At 57.4% G+C, this 16,595-nt stretch carries 19 protein-coding genes; 18 read left to right on the plus strand and 1 reads right to left on the minus strand.

Features of this window, described 5'->3' with window-relative positions; genetic code table 11:
* Positions 1-156: 156 nt before the first annotated feature.
* The 18 genes from Abin_RS07310 to Abin_RS07390 all read left to right on the plus strand — a co-directional run bounded on the left by Abin_RS07310 (position 157) and on the right by Abin_RS07390 (position 14,400).
* Positions 157-1,755: a DUF1073 domain-containing protein gene (locus Abin_RS07310; protein WP_255319359.1), complete on the plus strand. Its 1,599-nt coding sequence runs from the start codon at positions 157-159 to the stop codon at positions 1,753-1,755.
* 16 nt (positions 1,756-1,771) lie between these two features.
* The gene (locus Abin_RS15810) at positions 1,772-3,232 is read left to right on the plus strand and encodes a DUF2213 domain-containing protein (RefSeq protein ID WP_255319360.1); all 1,461 of its coding nucleotides are present in this window, start codon (positions 1,772-1,774) and stop codon (positions 3,230-3,232) included.
* A gap of 3 nt (positions 3,233-3,235) precedes the next feature.
* Entirely contained in the window at positions 3,236-3,739 is a 504-nt protein-coding gene (locus Abin_RS07320; RefSeq protein ID WP_048845692.1) for a structural cement protein Gp24, read from the plus strand.
* On the plus strand, positions 3,736-4,773 hold the full coding sequence (locus Abin_RS07325) for a major capsid family protein (protein WP_052948191.1): 1,038 nt from the start codon (positions 3,736-3,738) through the stop codon (positions 4,771-4,773). The genes Abin_RS07320 and Abin_RS07325 overlap by 4 nt, the downstream gene beginning before the upstream one ends.
* Positions 4,774-5,066: 293 nt before the next feature.
* The gene (locus Abin_RS07330; protein WP_048845693.1) at positions 5,067-5,387 is read left to right on the plus strand and encodes a hypothetical protein; all 321 of its coding nucleotides are present in this window, start codon (positions 5,067-5,069) and stop codon (positions 5,385-5,387) included.
* Positions 5,388-5,641: 254 nt separating this feature from the next.
* A complete protein-coding gene (locus Abin_RS07335) occupies positions 5,642-6,163 on the plus strand; it encodes a DUF4054 domain-containing protein (RefSeq protein WP_048845694.1) in 522 nt (173 codons plus the stop codon).
* Positions 6,164-6,192: 29 nt separating this feature from the next.
* Positions 6,193-6,774 carry a hypothetical protein gene (locus Abin_RS07340; protein WP_048845695.1) on the plus strand — a complete coding sequence of 194 codons (582 nt, stop codon included), beginning with the start codon at positions 6,193-6,195 and terminating at the stop codon, positions 6,772-6,774.
* The gene (locus Abin_RS07345; RefSeq protein ID WP_048845696.1) at positions 6,771-7,145 is read left to right on the plus strand and encodes a hypothetical protein; all 375 of its coding nucleotides are present in this window, start codon (positions 6,771-6,773) and stop codon (positions 7,143-7,145) included. The genes Abin_RS07340 and Abin_RS07345 overlap by 4 nt, the downstream gene beginning before the upstream one ends.
* Entirely contained in the window at positions 7,109-7,807 is a 699-nt protein-coding gene (locus tag Abin_RS07350) for a phage neck terminator protein (RefSeq protein WP_048845697.1), read from the plus strand. The genes Abin_RS07345 and Abin_RS07350 overlap by 37 nt, the downstream gene beginning before the upstream one ends.
* Positions 7,804-8,961: a DUF3383 family protein gene (locus Abin_RS07355; protein WP_048845698.1), complete on the plus strand. Its 1,158-nt coding sequence runs from the start codon at positions 7,804-7,806 to the stop codon at positions 8,959-8,961. The genes Abin_RS07350 and Abin_RS07355 overlap by 4 nt, the downstream gene beginning before the upstream one ends.
* A 2-nt stretch (positions 8,962-8,963) precedes the next feature.
* Positions 8,964-9,401 carry a phage tail fiber protein gene (locus tag Abin_RS07360; RefSeq protein WP_048845699.1) on the plus strand — a complete coding sequence of 146 codons (438 nt, stop codon included), beginning with the start codon at positions 8,964-8,966 and terminating at the stop codon, positions 9,399-9,401.
* Between the two features lie 202 nt (positions 9,402-9,603).
* Positions 9,604-10,062 (plus strand): hypothetical protein, encoded by a 459-nt coding sequence (locus Abin_RS07365; protein WP_048845700.1) that lies wholly within the window; start codon positions 9,604-9,606, stop codon positions 10,060-10,062.
* 47 nt (positions 10,063-10,109) lie between these two features.
* Positions 10,110-10,241, plus strand: a complete 132-nt coding sequence (locus tag Abin_RS15815; RefSeq protein ID WP_255319361.1) for a hypothetical protein — start codon at positions 10,110-10,112, stop codon at positions 10,239-10,241.
* Positions 10,242-10,273: 32 nt separating this feature from the next.
* Complete coding sequence (locus Abin_RS07370) at positions 10,274-11,620, plus strand: hypothetical protein (protein WP_048845701.1); 1,347 nt, start codon at positions 10,274-10,276, stop codon at positions 11,618-11,620.
* Positions 11,621-11,718: 98 nt separating this feature from the next.
* On the plus strand, positions 11,719-12,498 hold the full coding sequence (locus tag Abin_RS07375) for a phage baseplate protein (protein ID WP_048845702.1): 780 nt from the start codon (positions 11,719-11,721) through the stop codon (positions 12,496-12,498).
* Positions 12,495-12,821: a phage baseplate plug family protein gene (locus tag Abin_RS07380; protein WP_048845703.1), complete on the plus strand. Its 327-nt coding sequence runs from the start codon at positions 12,495-12,497 to the stop codon at positions 12,819-12,821. The genes Abin_RS07375 and Abin_RS07380 overlap by 4 nt, the downstream gene beginning before the upstream one ends.
* Complete coding sequence (locus Abin_RS07385) at positions 12,821-13,753, plus strand: baseplate hub protein (RefSeq protein WP_048845704.1); 933 nt, start codon at positions 12,821-12,823, stop codon at positions 13,751-13,753. Before Abin_RS07380 ends, Abin_RS07385 begins: the two co-directional genes overlap by 1 nt.
* Positions 13,750-14,400: a Gp138 family membrane-puncturing spike protein gene (locus Abin_RS07390; protein ID WP_146867693.1), complete on the plus strand. Its 651-nt coding sequence runs from the start codon at positions 13,750-13,752 to the stop codon at positions 14,398-14,400. Before Abin_RS07385 ends, Abin_RS07390 begins: the two co-directional genes overlap by 4 nt.
* 30 nt (positions 14,401-14,430) lie before the next feature.
* Here the strand turns inward: Abin_RS07390 and Abin_RS07395 are convergent, their stop codons facing one another.
* Positions 14,431-16,548, minus strand: a complete 2,118-nt coding sequence (locus Abin_RS07395; protein WP_048845705.1) for a catalase — start codon at positions 16,546-16,548, stop codon at positions 14,431-14,433.
* Between the last annotated feature and the right edge of the window lie 47 nt (positions 16,549-16,595).

Here is a 16,595-nt window from a genome sequence, read left to right on the forward strand (position 1 = left end):
TTGGTCTGACTGAAACATTGGTCTGGTTGAAACCCCGGCAGCATACAGGTTTTTCAAAACCAGACTGAAAAAACTGCGTGATGTGCACTCACACTACCCACGCGGCCTGCACCAGATTTTCCCCGCCGTGCTCTCCCGCAAGCAGGAGCCCTTTCCGTGCCAGCCATCCGTCATGCTTCCCCTCCCTCTGTGAAAGCCGCATCAAAACTGATGGCATTTTTCAAGCACTTTTCCCCACGCCCTCGGTCACAGCGTCCCGTGCCTGACCGGCGGGAGCCAACAGTCGCCCCGCCGCTTGGTCAGCACATGCGGCAGGCGGCCAGCCCGGCGGATTTTTCAAAACAGCTTGCAAACGCGCTGCATTCCCCAACCCTCCCGCTGTCTGATGCCTTTCGCCCCTATCATCCGCCCGCAGGGGTGCGGGGCACGGCGGCCGCCCTAGCGCACGATAGTGCGGCAACAGCACCGCAGGCTCCTTTCGGTTCAGCCGCAGGTTATCGCACCGCCGTGGCCGAGGGCGTGGTGTTTCCCGGTTATCCGCATCTGGCTGACCTCGCCCAGCGAGCAGAATACCGCCATATGGTCGAGGTCATTGCCACCGAAGCCACGCGCGAATGGATTACCTTCCGCGCCCGTGGCACCACCAACAAACAGGATCGCATTGCCCAGCTTGAAGCCGAATTTACCCGCCTGAACGTGCGCGATGTGCTGCGTCGTATGGCGGAATATGACGGATATTACGGCATGGGGTTACTGTATGTTGACACCGGGCTTGACCAGACAACAGGTGGCCGTGAAAACCCGTTACTGCTCAAGCCACAAACCTTTCCCAAAGGCGCGCTTAAAGCGCTGGTGCCCGTTGAACCGGTATGGACCACACCTGAAAGCTACGGCACCGCAGACCCCTTGCGTACGGATTTTTACCAGCCAACCCACTGGTGGGTTCAGGGAAGCCTGATTCACAGCAGCCGCCTGTTACGTTTTGTCTCGCGCGATGTGCCTGACCTTTTGAAACCGGCTTATAATTTCGGCGGTGTCTCGCTTAGCCAGATGGCGCAACCCTATGTTGAAAACTGGCTGCGCACCCGGCAGTCCGTGTCTGATCTGCTGAACGCCTTTTCCATTGTGGCCCTGTCAACCGACATGGCGGCCTACGCCCAAGACCCGGAGGGCCTGCTGAGCCGGGTTGAAGCCTTTAACCGTTTCCGCTCCAACCGTGGCACGTTCGTTTTGGATAAAGAGCGTGAAAAACTCGATCTTCTGGCAGCCCCGCTTTCGGGCTTGGATAAACTTCAGGCCCAGGCGCAGGAGCAAATGTGCAGCGTCGCGCAGGAACCGCTGGTCAAGTTTACCGGCATAACCCCCAGCGGCCTCAATGCCTCGGCCCAAGGTGAAATCCGCGTTTTTTATGATCGTATCCACGCCTTTCAGGAAAACGTGTTTCGCACGCCCCTGACCACCATCCTGCACATGGTCATGCTCTCTTTGTGGGGCGAGGTCGATGCCGACATTACCTTCAGTTTCCGGTCATTGTGGCAGATGGATGAAGCCACACAGGTCGAAATGCAGAAAACCCGTGCGGATATAGATGCCCGCAACATCCGCTCCGGCATTGTCACCCCGCACGAAGCCCGTACCCGCACCGCGCAAGATCTGCACAGTCCGTATGATGGCATCAGCCCAACACCCCATAGGCCCGATCAGGCCACCGGCAGCTTATCCTCCGCTTCCAAAACGGTATCTCCCGCGTCCTGATAACGGAGTTCCAAAAATGCCTCTTTCTGAACCCCCGCTGCCCATCACGCCCAACTGTCCGCCAGCCTGCCAGACCCGCACACCCCAGACGCCCAAACCCGACCCGCCAGATCGGTCTTCGTCTTCCTCCGTCACGCTGGGGCTTGATGGGTCAGTGCGGCGTATTGATGCTGATGGGCACCTGCATATTGCCACCTGTATTCTGTCAGCCGCTACGGTCTGCCCTTATTACGGGCATGAAATTCCCAATGCGGCGGCACTCGGGCTAGACCCAGACCGGCTGTATCAGGTGTACCGAGACCCCGCGGCCCTTGCAGCCGCAGCGGCCAGCATGGCGGGCAAGCCCATTCTCATGCGGCATCAGCCTGTTTCGGCACAGGCCCACCCCAGTATGCTGACCGTGGGGGCCGTGGGCAGCGATGTGCGCTTTACCCCACCCAACCTGACAGCCAGCCTGACAGTGTGGGACAGCGCGGCTATCACCGCTATTCTCAACGGGAGGCAGCGGGCCGTGTCGGCCGGGTATCGCTACCGCGCCATTCCACACACCGGCAGCCATGACGGCACGCCCTACACGCTGGTTATGGCCGATATTGTGTTCAACCATCTGGCTCTGGTCACCACGCCCCGCGTCACCACCGCCATTATCGGGGACGCCAGCCCCACACAGGCTACGGACCATAAAGCGCCAGAACCGCCCCAACACACGCACTCCGAACCAACCGTGCCTCTGACGGCACAGGCCGCTACCCCACTCCAGCTTCCCACCCAGCCTATGCCGCAGCGCACAGAGCACCCGGCCACCGCACAGTCTGCTGCGCCACACACCAGCACACTGTCACGCCCCACAGCGCCCGTCACCCGCACAGTCTCTCCCGCCCTACAGGAGCTTCCGTTTCCTCCCATGCCTCACCGTGAACAACAACCGCAGGTTGTGCATATGCCACCCATTCAAGCTCTCTCCTCCACCGTGCCATCGGCCCCCGTGGCCCAGAAAACCAGCCAATACGGGGCCGACGGCGCATCAGCTTCGGCCCTAACCGGCACGGCCACCCATAAGGCGGTGGCGGCCCCAGAACCACACCCACAGGTTGTATCCTCGGCCGTCGCACCCCACGCTGACGGCGCACCCGTCGCCGGGCTGGATGCCGCCATTGCACAGGCCGTGCAGCAGGCCGAGGCCGGGGCCATGCGCCGTATGGAAGCCCTTCACACAGCCCGAACCGCTGTCCGCCCCTTTGTGGGGGATGTGACAATGGATAGCGCCGCCGCGGTCTATGCCTTTGCTCTGCGGGAAAACGGGGTTGACCCGTCCGGCCTGCCAGAAGCCGCCCTTCAGCCGCTGTTTCAGCAGTTTTCCCGCCTGAAAACACAGGCTCTGGGCACAGGGCAGGGGCCGTCACTGGGGCTGGATTCCGCAAAAACCGTGTCCTTCCGTGAAGAATTCGGCCTGACCCGCATTACGGTGAAAGCATAAATCATGCCTTTTCAAAATCAGGTTTCCACCCAGCCCGCACTGGCTGTTCCGGGCGATATCGCCTCCCTCAACCCCACAGCAACCTTCCCGGCGGGCGAGGGCGCATTGGTCGCCGCAACCGGAGGTTGTAGTGTTGGCGTGTTTGGCTGGGTTCAGTCAGACGGCATCAGCGTGGCCAATGCTCCCCCCAGCGGGAACACTGCCGCACCCGACGGCTTTGTCCATCGTGAATTGACGGCCCAGATCAACAGTTTTTCTGATGAAGCCAGCCTGACCATTCCCGAAGGCTTCCCGGTCACGGTGTTCACAGCGGGGGATTTCTGGGCCACCAGCACCACCGCCGCCACACCGGGGCAGGCCGTTTTTGCCTCTACAACCACAGGTAGTATTTCTACTGCCGCCGCAGGCAGCACGGTGGCGGGTGCCGTGCAGACACGCTTTGTCGCCGCTTCCGTCTGTGCCGCAGGTGAACTTGTCAAACTCTCCACATGGAGCCACGCAGCATGAGCCACTTTCCTTCAGAACTGGCCGAACTCAACCGCCTTGGCTTCATCATGCCAGAGGCCCGTGGCCTGATTGCCAACAGCCTGCTGGCGTCAGATGCCATGGCGCTTGACGCCCAGCCCAGCCTTTCCACCACCGCCAATGCAGGCATCCCCGCCTTCATGAGCGCATGGGTTGACCCCGCGCTTATCAAGGTCGCTTTCGCCCCCATGCGTGCGGCCGAACTGCTGGGTGAAGTGCGCAAGGGCGACTGGGTAACCCGCACCGCCATTTTCCCCATGCTGGAAACCACAGGCCAGGTCAGCAGCTATGGTGACTGGAACACAAACGGGCAGGTCAGCCTTAACCCGTCTTATCCGGAACGTCAGTCCTACCATTATCAGGTTTTCCTATCCTGGGGGGAAATGGAACTGGCGCTGGCAGGGCAGGCGCGGCTGCAATGGGTTGCCAGCCTGCGTGAAGCCGCAGCCCTGAAGCTGAACAAGTTTCAGAACCAGACCTATTTCTACGGGGTGAAGGGGCTGCGCCTGTATGGCTACCTGAATGACCCCCGCCTGCCAGCGGCCATTACACCCGCCATCAAGGCCGCAGGCGGCACAACATGGGACACCGCCACGCCGGAAGAACGGCAGGATGACGTCATTGCCCTGATCAACCAGTTGCGCAAACAGACCGCCGGGCTGGTGGATACGGAAACGCCCATGGTGCTGGGTCTGTCCCCTACGCGCATGGGGCTGCTGACACGCCGTAACAGCTTTGGCCTGTCCGCAGCATCACTTCTGAAAGATACTTACCCCAACCTGCGCTTTGTGCAGGCTGTCGAATACGGAGATACCGCCGCCAGCACCGTGCAGTCCATGCAGGTCATGGCCGAGCATGTTGATGGCCAGAAAACCGCAGAAACCGCATTTACGGAAAAACTGCGTGCCCATGCCGTGGTAACCGATGCCTCCGCATGGAAGCAGAAGCTGTCACAGGGCACATGGGGTGCCATTATCTACATGCCAGCTGGCATCGCCACCATGAGCGGCCTGTAAAACCCGGTCCCCGCAACCGGGCATGGGAAGGGGAGGCGGCAAAATATTGCTGCCTCTCCCATCCCTATCATTAATAGTCCCTGTCGTTAATAGATTGCCAAGTCAGCATCTTTTCAAAATGGCTGTATCCTGCGTTCTCTGCTGGCGTGGGCAAGTTTTGCCTCATGTGCCCACTGTCACGCGCCGCGCCAGATGATTTCCCCCAGTGTGCGCCGCCCGACCCGGTATCAGGCGTATCCTGCTGACAATTCCTGTTCAAACTATCTATCCCTCAACCAGACGGAGCCCCCTTCATGGCCATACCCGCAACAGTCACCATCGGTTGCAAACTGCCCAACGGCCTTGTGCTGCAACTGGGCCAGACCCGGCACGAACTGGCAGGCATCCGTGCCAGTGCCGTGATTGGTGGCTACGGCCTTACTACCATCCCGGCCGAATTCTGGTCTGCGTGGTCCCGCCAGTATGCGGCCTATCCTCCACTCATGCAGGGCCTTATTTTCGCACAACCAACGGTTGAAAAAGCATCGACCCAGGCACGCGAACAGGCTGGCCTGCAAACAGGAATGGAACCCCTTAACCCGCAGACGCCTGCTCCCGGTATTTCGCCTGTCTAAAGGATTTTTTCTGGTCTTGTTTAAAAAAAACCAAGTTCCAGTATCATAAAAACAAGTTCGGATTGTGTAAAAGGCAAGCCGTCTACCCTTAATGTGGCACGCTCGGAACAAACGCACCGATACTGTCCGACATGAAATCACGCGCTCCCGAACCAGTGTCTGTTGAGATCAAGATAAACAACCACCGATTGTAATCACGCTTTGCCATCGTAGTCACGCTCCCTGCCGTATTCCTTTCCCCTAACGGAGCCGCCATGCCCAGCGCCCCTTTCTGCCTTTCCGTGTGGCAGGCCCGCTACCCCGCTTTGTATGCCTCGGTCGGGGCGCAGGGGGCGGTGGCCTGCTTCAGCCTTGCCAGCCTGTTTCTTCCCAATGACGACACGTCGCCTGTTAGCAACCTGACAAAGCGGGCCGAATTACTGGGCCTGATCACAGCGCATCTGGCGCAACTCGGCCTCGGCTCTTGCGTGCCCGTGCCAGAGGCGTCTTTGGTCAACCAGACATCGGCCTCTACGCTGTCATCAGCCGGGGGAACGCTGGCCGATACCCCGATCAGTGCAGCAGAAATCCCTTCCTCGGCCGATCAAGCAACCGCCGCTTTCATGCCCCCGTCCTTGGTTGGCCGTATCAGTGCAGCCCGCATGGGCAGCGTTGACGTGCAAACAGATGCTGGGCCTGTCGCGGGGTCGCAGGGATGGTGGCTGCAAACCCCCTATGGCGCTGCCTACTGGGCGGCAGCAGCCTTCCTGCGCACAGCCCGGTACGTGCCCGGATAAACCATCCACGCCCTGAACAGGAGCAGTGTGTGACCCTCATCCTGCAAAACACCACACAGGCCCGCGCCCTGTTGCGTCTGCTGGCTGGCCCGTCAGGCACACGACAGACCCCGTCCGGGCAAATACCCGCGACAGACCCGGGTGCAGCGCCTGCGCAAAACAGACCGTCCGTTAAAGCGGGTTTTCTGAAAGGCTCTGCCTACCCAGATGGAACCCCAATGGCGCTGGTCGCAGCCGTGCAGGAATACGGGGCGACCATTCGCAAAACCACTCACGCACGGACCGCTGCGCGAAGTGTTATCCCGCCCCGCCCGTTTCTTCGCAATGCAGTGACACAAGACGCACAGAAATGGCGGACGATTTTCAAAACGACTTTGCAAAAAAGCCTGACATCTTCGGGTAATCCAACCACCATGGTGCAAACCCTGCGCAACCCGACCCCAGCCCTTCACACTACAGGCCAAGCCATGCAGGCCAGCATTACCCAATCCCTTCAGGCGTTGCACGCGCCCCCAAACGCGGCCAGCACCATTGCCCACAAAAAATCTGACAAACCGCTGGAAGACACAAAAGCGCTGCTGCACGCAATTGCTTTTCAGGTGGACGCATGAACGGCCTGTTCAGCATGGCGGCCGCAGTCACAGCCGTACTGCTGCCGCCGGTTCTGGCAACCCTGCGTGCGCATGAGGGGTGTATCACATTGCCCGATGGCAGCACCCAGCCACGGTATACAGACCTTCTGGTCACAATCCGCGTGCAACCCGCTTCCAGTGCTGATCTGACCCAGACCGAGGGCCTGAACCAGAGTTCCGATAACTGCTTCATTTATCTGCCCGGTACTATCAAAGGTCTTGACCGCACACACCAGTTTGGCGGTGACAGCCTGATATTCGACGGCTCCGAATGGCTGGTCACCGGCCAGCCCGAACTATGGGGAGGCACCGCATGGTGCAAACTTCTGGTTACACGGCAACTGCCATAACCCAAACGCCCCAGACGGCTAACATTACCACCGCAATACGGGCCTTTCTGCTGGCTATAGTACCGCCCGACACGCCCGTGCAACTGGCACAACAGAACCGCACCGTGGCCCCGTCTGGGCCGTTTGTGCTTGTAACGCTCCTTAATCGTCAACCGCTTGCCACTGTGGCCCAAACCGATACGGCCACAACCAGCCGGTTTTGCCTGCCGGAAGATGTAACCGTGCAAGTCAGTCTGTTCGGCCCCGGCGCAGGCAATAATGCGCAGCGTCTTGCAACCCTGTTTCGGACCCCCTGGGCCTGCCAGTTTTTTGAAACCCTGACTAGTGCACAGGACTCACCCCAAGCCGAAACAGGGCTGACAGTGGCTGACTGGCTGGCTAACCCGCCCAGTCCGTCAAATGCGACGGCACATGCTTCAACAGCTACAGAGACGGGCAGCCAAAACGCACCAGTCATTACACCAGCCCGCATTGCGCCGCTTTATACCAGCGCGCCGCGGCAAGCTCCGTTCATTTCTGGCGAGCGGCAGTTTGAAGAACATTGGCTGCTAGACCTGCATTGTCAGGTCAACACTCTCCTCACGCTTCCCACCATTATGGCCCCTGCTGCCAGCGTTGCTCTGGTTCAGGCCGAAACCGTCACGGATAAGCCCACACCATGACCCTTCCCATCAGTTCCATCGTTTCCGTCACACCTGGCGTTATTGCGCCGGGCGGCACCATCAGCCTGCTTACCGGTATGGTATTTTCTACAAATGCGGCCCTTTCTTCCGGTGTTTCCATTTTCACCACAGCGGCGGATGTCGCAGCCCTGTGCGGCGCTGCCAGCGCCGAGGCCGCCATTGCTGGCGTGTATTTTTCCGCCTATACCAACGCGCAGGATACCCCTGAAAAACTCTATCTTTTTCAGCTTCCCGCCACACCGATAGATGCGGAATACGGCACGTATCTGACAACAGCCGCCGCAGCGGCCACAGATTGGGCACCCTTCCTGTTCGCGCAGGAACCCTCGGCCACGGCCAAAACCCAGATTGCCGCATGGATGGCGGCCAACCCCAATCGCTACTGGGGCATTGTGCCAGATGCCGATGCAACCGTGCTGAAACCAAACGCCAGCACCAGCTTTGGGGCCACAGTCAAAGCCCAGTCCACACCGGGTCTAACATGCCTGTGCAATAACGATGGCACCGGTCTGCTGGCCGGGGCGTTGTGCCTGGGGTGGGCCGCCAGCCTGAACCCGCAGCGGTCTGGTGGTCGCACCACGCTGATGTTCCGCAACAATGGTGGCGTAACGCCCACCAGCCTGACCACATCACAGGCCGAGGCCGTTCTGGCCAATGGCTACAGCTTTTATGGCAGTTACAAAACAGCAGACAGCACATTCAGCTTTCTGAATAACGGGGCGGTGTCCGGGCCGTTCAAATGGGCAGACAGCTATATCAACCAGATCTGGATGAACGCCAGCTTCCAGTCAGACCTGCTGAACCTGTTTTCCAGCGTCGGGCAAATTCCCTATACAGCACAAGGTGACTCCCTGATTGCGACCGCCGTGCAGGGCACTATTGATACCGCGCTGGCATTCGGGGCCATTCAGCCCAACGTCACACTGTCCGCATCTGAAGCACAGGCCGTCAATGCACAGGCCGGGCGCAGTATTGACGGCGTTCTGTCCACCCGTGGCTGGTATCTGCTGCCCGGTGCGTCTGCTGCATCTGCCGCAACCCGCGCCAGCCGCGGCGCTGTGCAGGGCCGCTTTTTCTACACGGATGGTGAATCTGTGCAGTCCATCACTCTGGCATCGGTAGAGGTTCAGTAATCATGGCCGATTATGACATTACAGCCGCTAATTCGGTTTTTACCATAACAGTGCCGGGGCTATATAATGCCCCCGTAACACTGCAAAATTACGCCGCTGACCGCGCGTTTGAAACGCAGGCGCGTGAACTGGCTGAAACCGCCATGAGCATCGACGGCTACCTGAACGCAGGCTGGGTGCCAAACCCCGTCACACAGACAATTTCTCTGGCAGCCAGTAGTGAAAGTGCGTTGGTGTTTGAAGCCATTGTCATGGCGCAGGATGCCAAGCGCGGCCTGTACCGTATGGGGGCTGAAATCCAGATTCCGGCTATCGGGCGTAAATATACCATGGTGCGCGGCCTTCTGCGCTCCATCGTCAGCGTGCCGGGGGCAGGGCGCGTGCTGGAGGCTCGTCATTTTGAAATCACATGGGAACGGGTTCTGCCCGCCGCCATCTGATAGCAAAAATTCGATATTCGGAAAAATGCAGAAAGCTGGAGGCAGTATTCTGCGCTGATGGGGATGCTGTCCGCTCTGTGGTGTCACGGTCTGCTGCTGTTATGCCTGCGGCATCACGGTCCGGTCTTTCCTCTGTTACCCTGCCAGCGTCCTTCCGGCATCATGGCACCTAGCAGACCTTTTGTGCAGAAGGTTTATTTTGATGAAAACGCTTGATTACACCCATTCAAAACCCGGTGCAGATAACGGAAAATCCTTCCGCCTGACACGGATGGACGCGTTCGCGGCAGATCAATGGGCCCGCCATTGCCTTCAGGCCGCCATACGCGGCGGGGCCCGCATAGGGGCAGATCTGGCACAGGCGGGGCTGGCCGGTCTTGCCAGTCTGGGGATTGAAATTTTTGGTTTCATGGATGAAGCCGATCTTGATAAAGCCCTAAACCGCCTGATGCAGTGCGTGACCATTCGGCCAGACCCGAACACACCAGATATGACACGCGCCCTTATTGCCGCAGATTTTGAGGAACCGGAAACACTGGGTCTGGTACGTTCAGAAGTGTTCCGTATGCATGTGGATTTTTTGCTGGCCGCCGCACACCATCTTTTCCCCGTTGTGGCGGCCCTTCTGCACGACAAAGCGCACAACACGCCCACTGCGTAAATATCTCCCCCACACTGGCAGCGCTGGTCTCTGCCGGTCTGGCAACATTGCATGACCTGAAAACGGTTTATGATAGCGAAGATGCTTACATTCTTCTCGAAATCCTGTCTGTCAGAAACTGGAACACCGCGCAGGCAGGGCAGGGTGCTACCCAATCCCACCGTGTGCCGTTTGGCTAATCTGTCTCCATCCCGCAGGGAAGTGCATCATCATGTCTGAAACCGTGCTGGATGAACTGGTTATTCGCCTGGGGCTCGACACGTCCGGCTTGCAAACAAGTGCTCAACAGGCGCTGGGTGTGCTCGATAAGCTGGAGCAGAAAACAAATGATCTGACAGGTAAAAACCAGAAAACAACAACCCAGATAGGCAATCGTTTCACACAACTACAAAAACAGGCGATCGGGCTTCTGGGTCTTATTTCTGCTGGTCGTGGTGTTTCAGATATTCTGAAGCAAAGCACCCTAGAGGATCACACCGGGGGAAATACGCGCAAACAGACTCAGTCTTCCAGAAAAGCAGAAGCAAAATTCGCCACGGGGCTAATCCGTTTCACAACACCTCCCAGTGCTTTTCGCAGTCCGTTAAGTACCGCGCCTAATGGTCTAGAACCTTCTCTTTCAGGTGGAGAAGGTCTTCCATTTTTATATCATTCTACACAGAATAACCTGACACCCCCCGTCAGCACAGTACCCGCAAACACATCTCTATTGCGGCAGCCATTACAGCAGATGGCTCCTTATCCTATTCCTGCCAGTCGCTTGTCAGAACGCAGCACATCACCACGCGTCACCCTGAATAGCACCACCATAATTGCCAGACATAATGCGCAACCTACAGCCATGATCCCGCGCAGCGTGCCGATAATAAGTGCGCAAAATCCATCTTCTCAACTTAACAGTCTCCACCACCCACCCAAAGATGGCAGCCTGTCGCAGCGCCAGAACGAGAGACTTCCTCGGCAAGTTTTTCGCCTTAATGGGGAGCAAATGGGTGCAGACACTGTGCCGCATCCTGATCAATCGCCTGCCAATGGGCGCGGCTTCCTGCCACGACAGGGGGCTCATCCCGCCCCATTCCGCCAGCCTGACGTCCAATCGAAGAACGCACAGGCCCCGATCACATTGTCTAAAATGCCCAAACCAGAGAGGCAGATAGACCAGATCCGGTCATTGCCGAAACTTCAGCAGTTCAGCCAAAATGGCCCTAATCAGAATACGCAGCAATCCGACCGCTCATCACTGCTCAAGGCTCACACACCCAGTCGCCACGCCATAGAGCGTGCATCGCCTTCCACCCCATTTTCACCCAATGCGCGTTTACCCGGCAACGCACGGAATACGACGCAGCCTTACCTTGCCGATGGTGCGATCTGGCGTGCAGCTATGGTGCCGCAGAGTGGTGTTGCCGCAGCATCGGTGCAGAACACAACGCATATCGGCCCGGTGACAATTCATGTGCCGTCCGGCAACCCGCAGGATATTGCACAGGCTGTTCGCACGCTTGGTCGCGAAAACAGCCACACACTGACCAGTCTTGCAACATATGGTGCTGTTTAACAAAGTCTTCGCGCAGGCCAAAATAGTCACGATACACTCTGACGAAAAAACCGTTTTTCAAAACCCTTATTTTTTCCAATATAAACGGACCAGTTTCCATGCCCATGCTTCCGGTGTCGCTGCCTTCTGTCTGGACCGTCCCGGTGGCGGCCGGAGTTCCCTTGCTGCTTGGGCAGTCCCGCGCAACCGGGGCAAAAGCGGCGGCGTCCGTCACAATCGGCACCGTGCTGGAAGACGCTCTCGTCACAACTGCCGCAGGGCAGTGGGGTATTTTCAATAATGCAGGTCAGAACGTGCTCTCGGCAGCCCGCGTCATGTCTGTGGGGGGCGAGGCGACACACCACATTGCGTCCGCCCCATTAGAAGATGGCGGCTTTCTTTCCTACAGCAAGGTCGCGTCACCCCGCCTGCACCGGGTGCTGATGGTCTGTGATGGATCAGAAACAGGGTTTAATACAAAAGGTTTTTCTTCTGATCTATCCCAGGCTGTCTCTACCCTCACCGGGGCAGGGGATATGTATGTGCGTAAATCATTTTTCGAAACATTGTCCGCACTCCAGGCTGATCTTTCGCTCTACTCCGTCATCACGCCAGAGCGAAAATATGATAACGTCAACATAACCGGACACCGATGGGTGCGGGATGCGCGGCATGGTGTGACGATGCCGGTTGTTGAAATCATCCTTCAGGAAGTCAGGCTTTCAGCAAGCCAGACCCTTACGTCGTCCTATCAGCCCTATGGTCAGCGGGTTATCTGCTGTGGCGTTGTGCCTGCGCAATCTTATAGCACCGCCCAAAGCGCCAGCAGCGTGTATGACACGTCCTTGGCGGCACCCTCAAGCACAAGCTGGTCAGAGACTGTGGGAAATCCCTTATGACAACAGCATTATCCGATAACAGCCTGCTTATGGTTCCGCTTGCAGCCATACCGGCGCAAATGCTGCGCGTCACACTGTCCGGCCAGACTGTCCAGATTGCACTGCGTCAACGCTCCACCGGCCTGTATGCCGATTTCTGGCTGGGCAATGCCCGCGTGCTGTCCGGCGTCCTGTGTCAGGACCGAACATGGCTGGCCCGAGACGCCGCAACGGGCCTGCCGGGTGATTTCACGTTTGCCGATAGCCAAGGCACTCAGGACCCGAATTATCAGGCATTGGGTAGCCGCTGTCTGCTGTTTTATCGTGCTGGTTGGGTCGTCTGATGGCAGAGTTACAAACCGCCTCAACAGGAAGCAGTCTTTCTTCCCGTAATCTAAGGGTCACATTCCGGCTGCTGGCCAACGCGTTTGGTCCAGACGGTCAGGACACCGTGACACTGACTGGCTTGCGTATTTCAGCAGAAATAACACAAGCCCAGTTTCCAACAGGGGATATCGCGTTGCTGCGGATTGAAGGGCTGTCTCCTGATCTTATGAACCGGCTGAGTCTGGCTGCCCCCGATCCATCCTTTCAAAGTGCAAGCGACGTCAGGCTAGAAGCAAGTGACGGCACGGATAATTGGGCAGTGGTTTTTCAGGGCGCTGTAACGCTCGCCTATGCCGATTATACCAATGCACCCAATGTTGCCTTCATGGTGCAGGCATTTTCTACAGCGCTGCTCAATGCCATGCCCGCCACACCGACGTCCTTTCGCAGTGCGGTCTCGCTGGCAACAGTGCTTTCCACTATCGCGCAGAAGGCGGGACTGACTTATGCAGGTTATGGGGTCGATGCCATCACGCTGCATAATCCGTATTTTGACGGTAGCCCCGGTCAGCAACTGGCGCAATGTGCTGAAACAGTGCCCCTGCGTCTGGCTGTCGGGCGGGGGCAGATTACGGCTAGTACAGTAAATACACAGCAACAGACGCAACAGCCCATTGTGGTTTCGGCCCAGAACGGACTGATAGGTTATCCCTCTTGGTCATCAGGGGGGCTGGCCTTGCGGATGATGTTTAACCCGCAGGTGACTTTCAATACCGTTATTGCCTTGCAAAGCCGTTATCAGCCCGCAGGCTGGGGCACACAGTCCGGCCCTGTTCCCACCGGGTTGTGGCAAACAACACAGGTGCGTCACATGCTTCAAAGTGAAATGGCCGATGGCGCATGGTTTACCAACGTCATAGCCCAGACCATGCCGGATGGTTCAGCATGACCACGTCTAGCAGCTATCCAGTTCTAAACCGGGCAGACGCTACGGCCTCTGATTTCAATACCCTCAATCATGTTATTGCCCGCCTCTTGGCAACACGCCGTACAGTTGTGGTTGTGCAGGTAAAAGCCGTGACGGGCACTGGGCTAAACCCCGTGGGTTTTGTTGATGTGCAACCCATGGTGCACCAGCAGAATGCGGCTGGGGCCGTAACACCCCATGGTGTGCTCTACCAGGTTCCCTATTTCCGTCTACAGGGTGGCAGCCGTGCAGTTATTGTTGACCCCGTCGAAGGCGATATCGGGCTGGCGCTTGTCGCTGACCGCGATATTTTCAATGTGAAAACGGCAAGATCCGCTGCTGCGCCAGGAAGTTTTCGGCAGCATAATATGGCCGATGCACTTTATCTGGGCGGCTTTCTGAACACCACCCCGCAGGAGTATATCTGGCTGCACGATGGTGGAGTAACCCTGAAAACGCAGGGTAAAATTGACATCACCGCCCAGAGCCTGACCCTGAACGGTGATGCGGAAATCAATGGTAGCCTCACAGTTTCCAAAGAGACAACGGCGAAAGGTATTTCGGTAACCCAGCATACCCATCCCGGCGTGCAACCGGGCAGTGGCATGACTGGCGTGCCCCAAGGGTAATATTGTTACCTTGGGGCAGCACCGATTATCTCAAACTGCGTGAACTTTTGCCTCGCGGTCCCAGAAACGTAGGGCACGACAGGTTTTAATAAAGCCTGCAATGTCTGTTGCTTTCTGGATGGCAATCACGCCGTTATCGTGTGCATCTTCTGTCACACCGGCTTTGGCCAGAAGTGGTGCAGCGGCGGGCACATAGCCAATAAATTTGGCATGCGCAAAAGCGTCACTTACAAAGTCTTTCGCATCTGCATCTTTGGCCAATTGCGTGCCACCGTCTTCTGATGGCAGCAATACAACGGCATCATACAGCACAGACGGCCCACCCGGTACACGCTGCCCAGCAGGCACATGACGGCCCCCAGCGGTTTTGATACCGCCAATCTGCGGCGCAACCAGTTCCAGATCAAATTTCTCCGCACTGGCTGCTTTTTCCAGTGCATCCAGAATGGCGTCATCCGCACCGTTGGTTATCAGAACGCCAACTTTCCGGCCCGCAAAACTCTCCGGTCCGTTTTTGATAATGCTCAATGCAGCAGATGGCGGAAGGTCAACAGGCGCACGGGCAGGGGGAGCTGCCTCCGGGAGTTTTTCCAGCCCCAGACCATCCGCCACAGCCTGCGCCAAGCCTTTGTCAATATTCAAAAGATGAGACACCACCCGTGCGCGAATGGCTGGTGTTTCCACCTTGCTGAGTTCAAAGGTAATAGCCTGTTGAATATGCGTCTGCTCTACCTCGGTCTGGCTGATATAATATTGCCGTGCCTGACTGTAGTGGTCAGCAAATTTTTCAGACCGCACCCGTTCCTTGCGACCCTCAATCGCGTCTGGATAACTGGTGTATCCTTTTTGCGGGTTTTCACGTGGGCCACCGGCTGCACCACCCCAGGAATTAGGTTCGTAATTCACACGCCCTTTCGGGTTATGCATGGCCCCGTGACCATCCTGTTGAAGCGTATGGAAGGGGCATTTTGGGGCGTTAATGGGAATATGCGTGAAGTTCGGCCCACCCAGACGCTTTAATTGCGTATCCAGATAGGAAAAATTGCGCCCCTGAAGAAGTGGGTCATTGGTAAAATCAATGCCGGGCACAACATTCTGCGTGCAGAAGGCGACCTGTTCGGTTTCCGCGAAGAAGTTGTCTACCATGCGGTCAAGCACCAGACGGCCTACGGGCTTAACCGGCACCAGTTCTTCCGGGATCAGCTTTGTCGCATCCAGAATGTCGAAATCAAAGCTGTCGGCAAACGCATCATCAAAAAGCTGAACGCCGAGTTCCCATTCAGGGTAGTCTCCCTTCTGAATGGCATTCCACAAATCGCGGCGATGAAAATCCGGGTCCGCCCCGTTGATTTTGACAGCTTCATTCCATACCACGGATTGCAAACCTTGCTTGGGCTTCCAGTGGAATTTGGCGTAGGTTGATTTGCCATCAGCCGTCACAAACCGGAACGTATGCACCGCAAACCCTTCCATAAACCGGAAGGAGCGCGGAATACCGCGGTCAGACATCACCCACATGATCATGTTCATGCTTTCGGGTGACAGCGAAATAAAGTCCCAGAAATTATCGTGTGCTGACTGTGCTTGCGGAAAAGCCCGGTCAGGTTCTTCCTTTACGGCGTGCACCATGTCAGGAAACTTCATGGCGTCCTGAATAAAGAAGACGGGAATGTTGTTGCCAACAATGTCCCAGTTGCCTTCCTTTGTGTACAGCTTCACCGCAAAGCCACGTGCATCGCGTGCCAGATCGGATGATCCTTTGGCACCAGCCACGGTTGAAAACCGGACAAACGCAGGCACACGCTCGCCCACGCGCTGCAAAACGTCTGCCCGTGTAATGTCTGACAAAGAATGGGTCAGTTCAAAAAAACCATGTGCGCCATATCCACGCGCATGCACCACGCGTTCAGGGATGCGTTCATGGTCAAAATGAAACATCTTTTCCCGGAAATGGAAGTCTTCCATCAGGGTTGGGCCGCGTGCCCCGGCTTTCAGGCTGTTCTGGTCATCGGCTACTGGCACACCCTGCTGGGTGGTCAGTGTCGGCACATCACCGTGCGCGGTCTGGTGCGTTTCCCCACCGCTGCCACGCTGCACCGTTTCGTCACCCAGTTTAACGGTTTTCCGTTCCTGTTCCATGCTGCTCATAAAATGTCCGCCTTCCGCATCGCATCTGATTCCAGCAGCGGAGGAGC

It is taken from the genome of Acetobacter indonesiensis, assembly GCF_000963945.1.
GTDB lineage: Bacteria > Pseudomonadota > Alphaproteobacteria > Acetobacterales > Acetobacteraceae > Acetobacter > Acetobacter indonesiensis.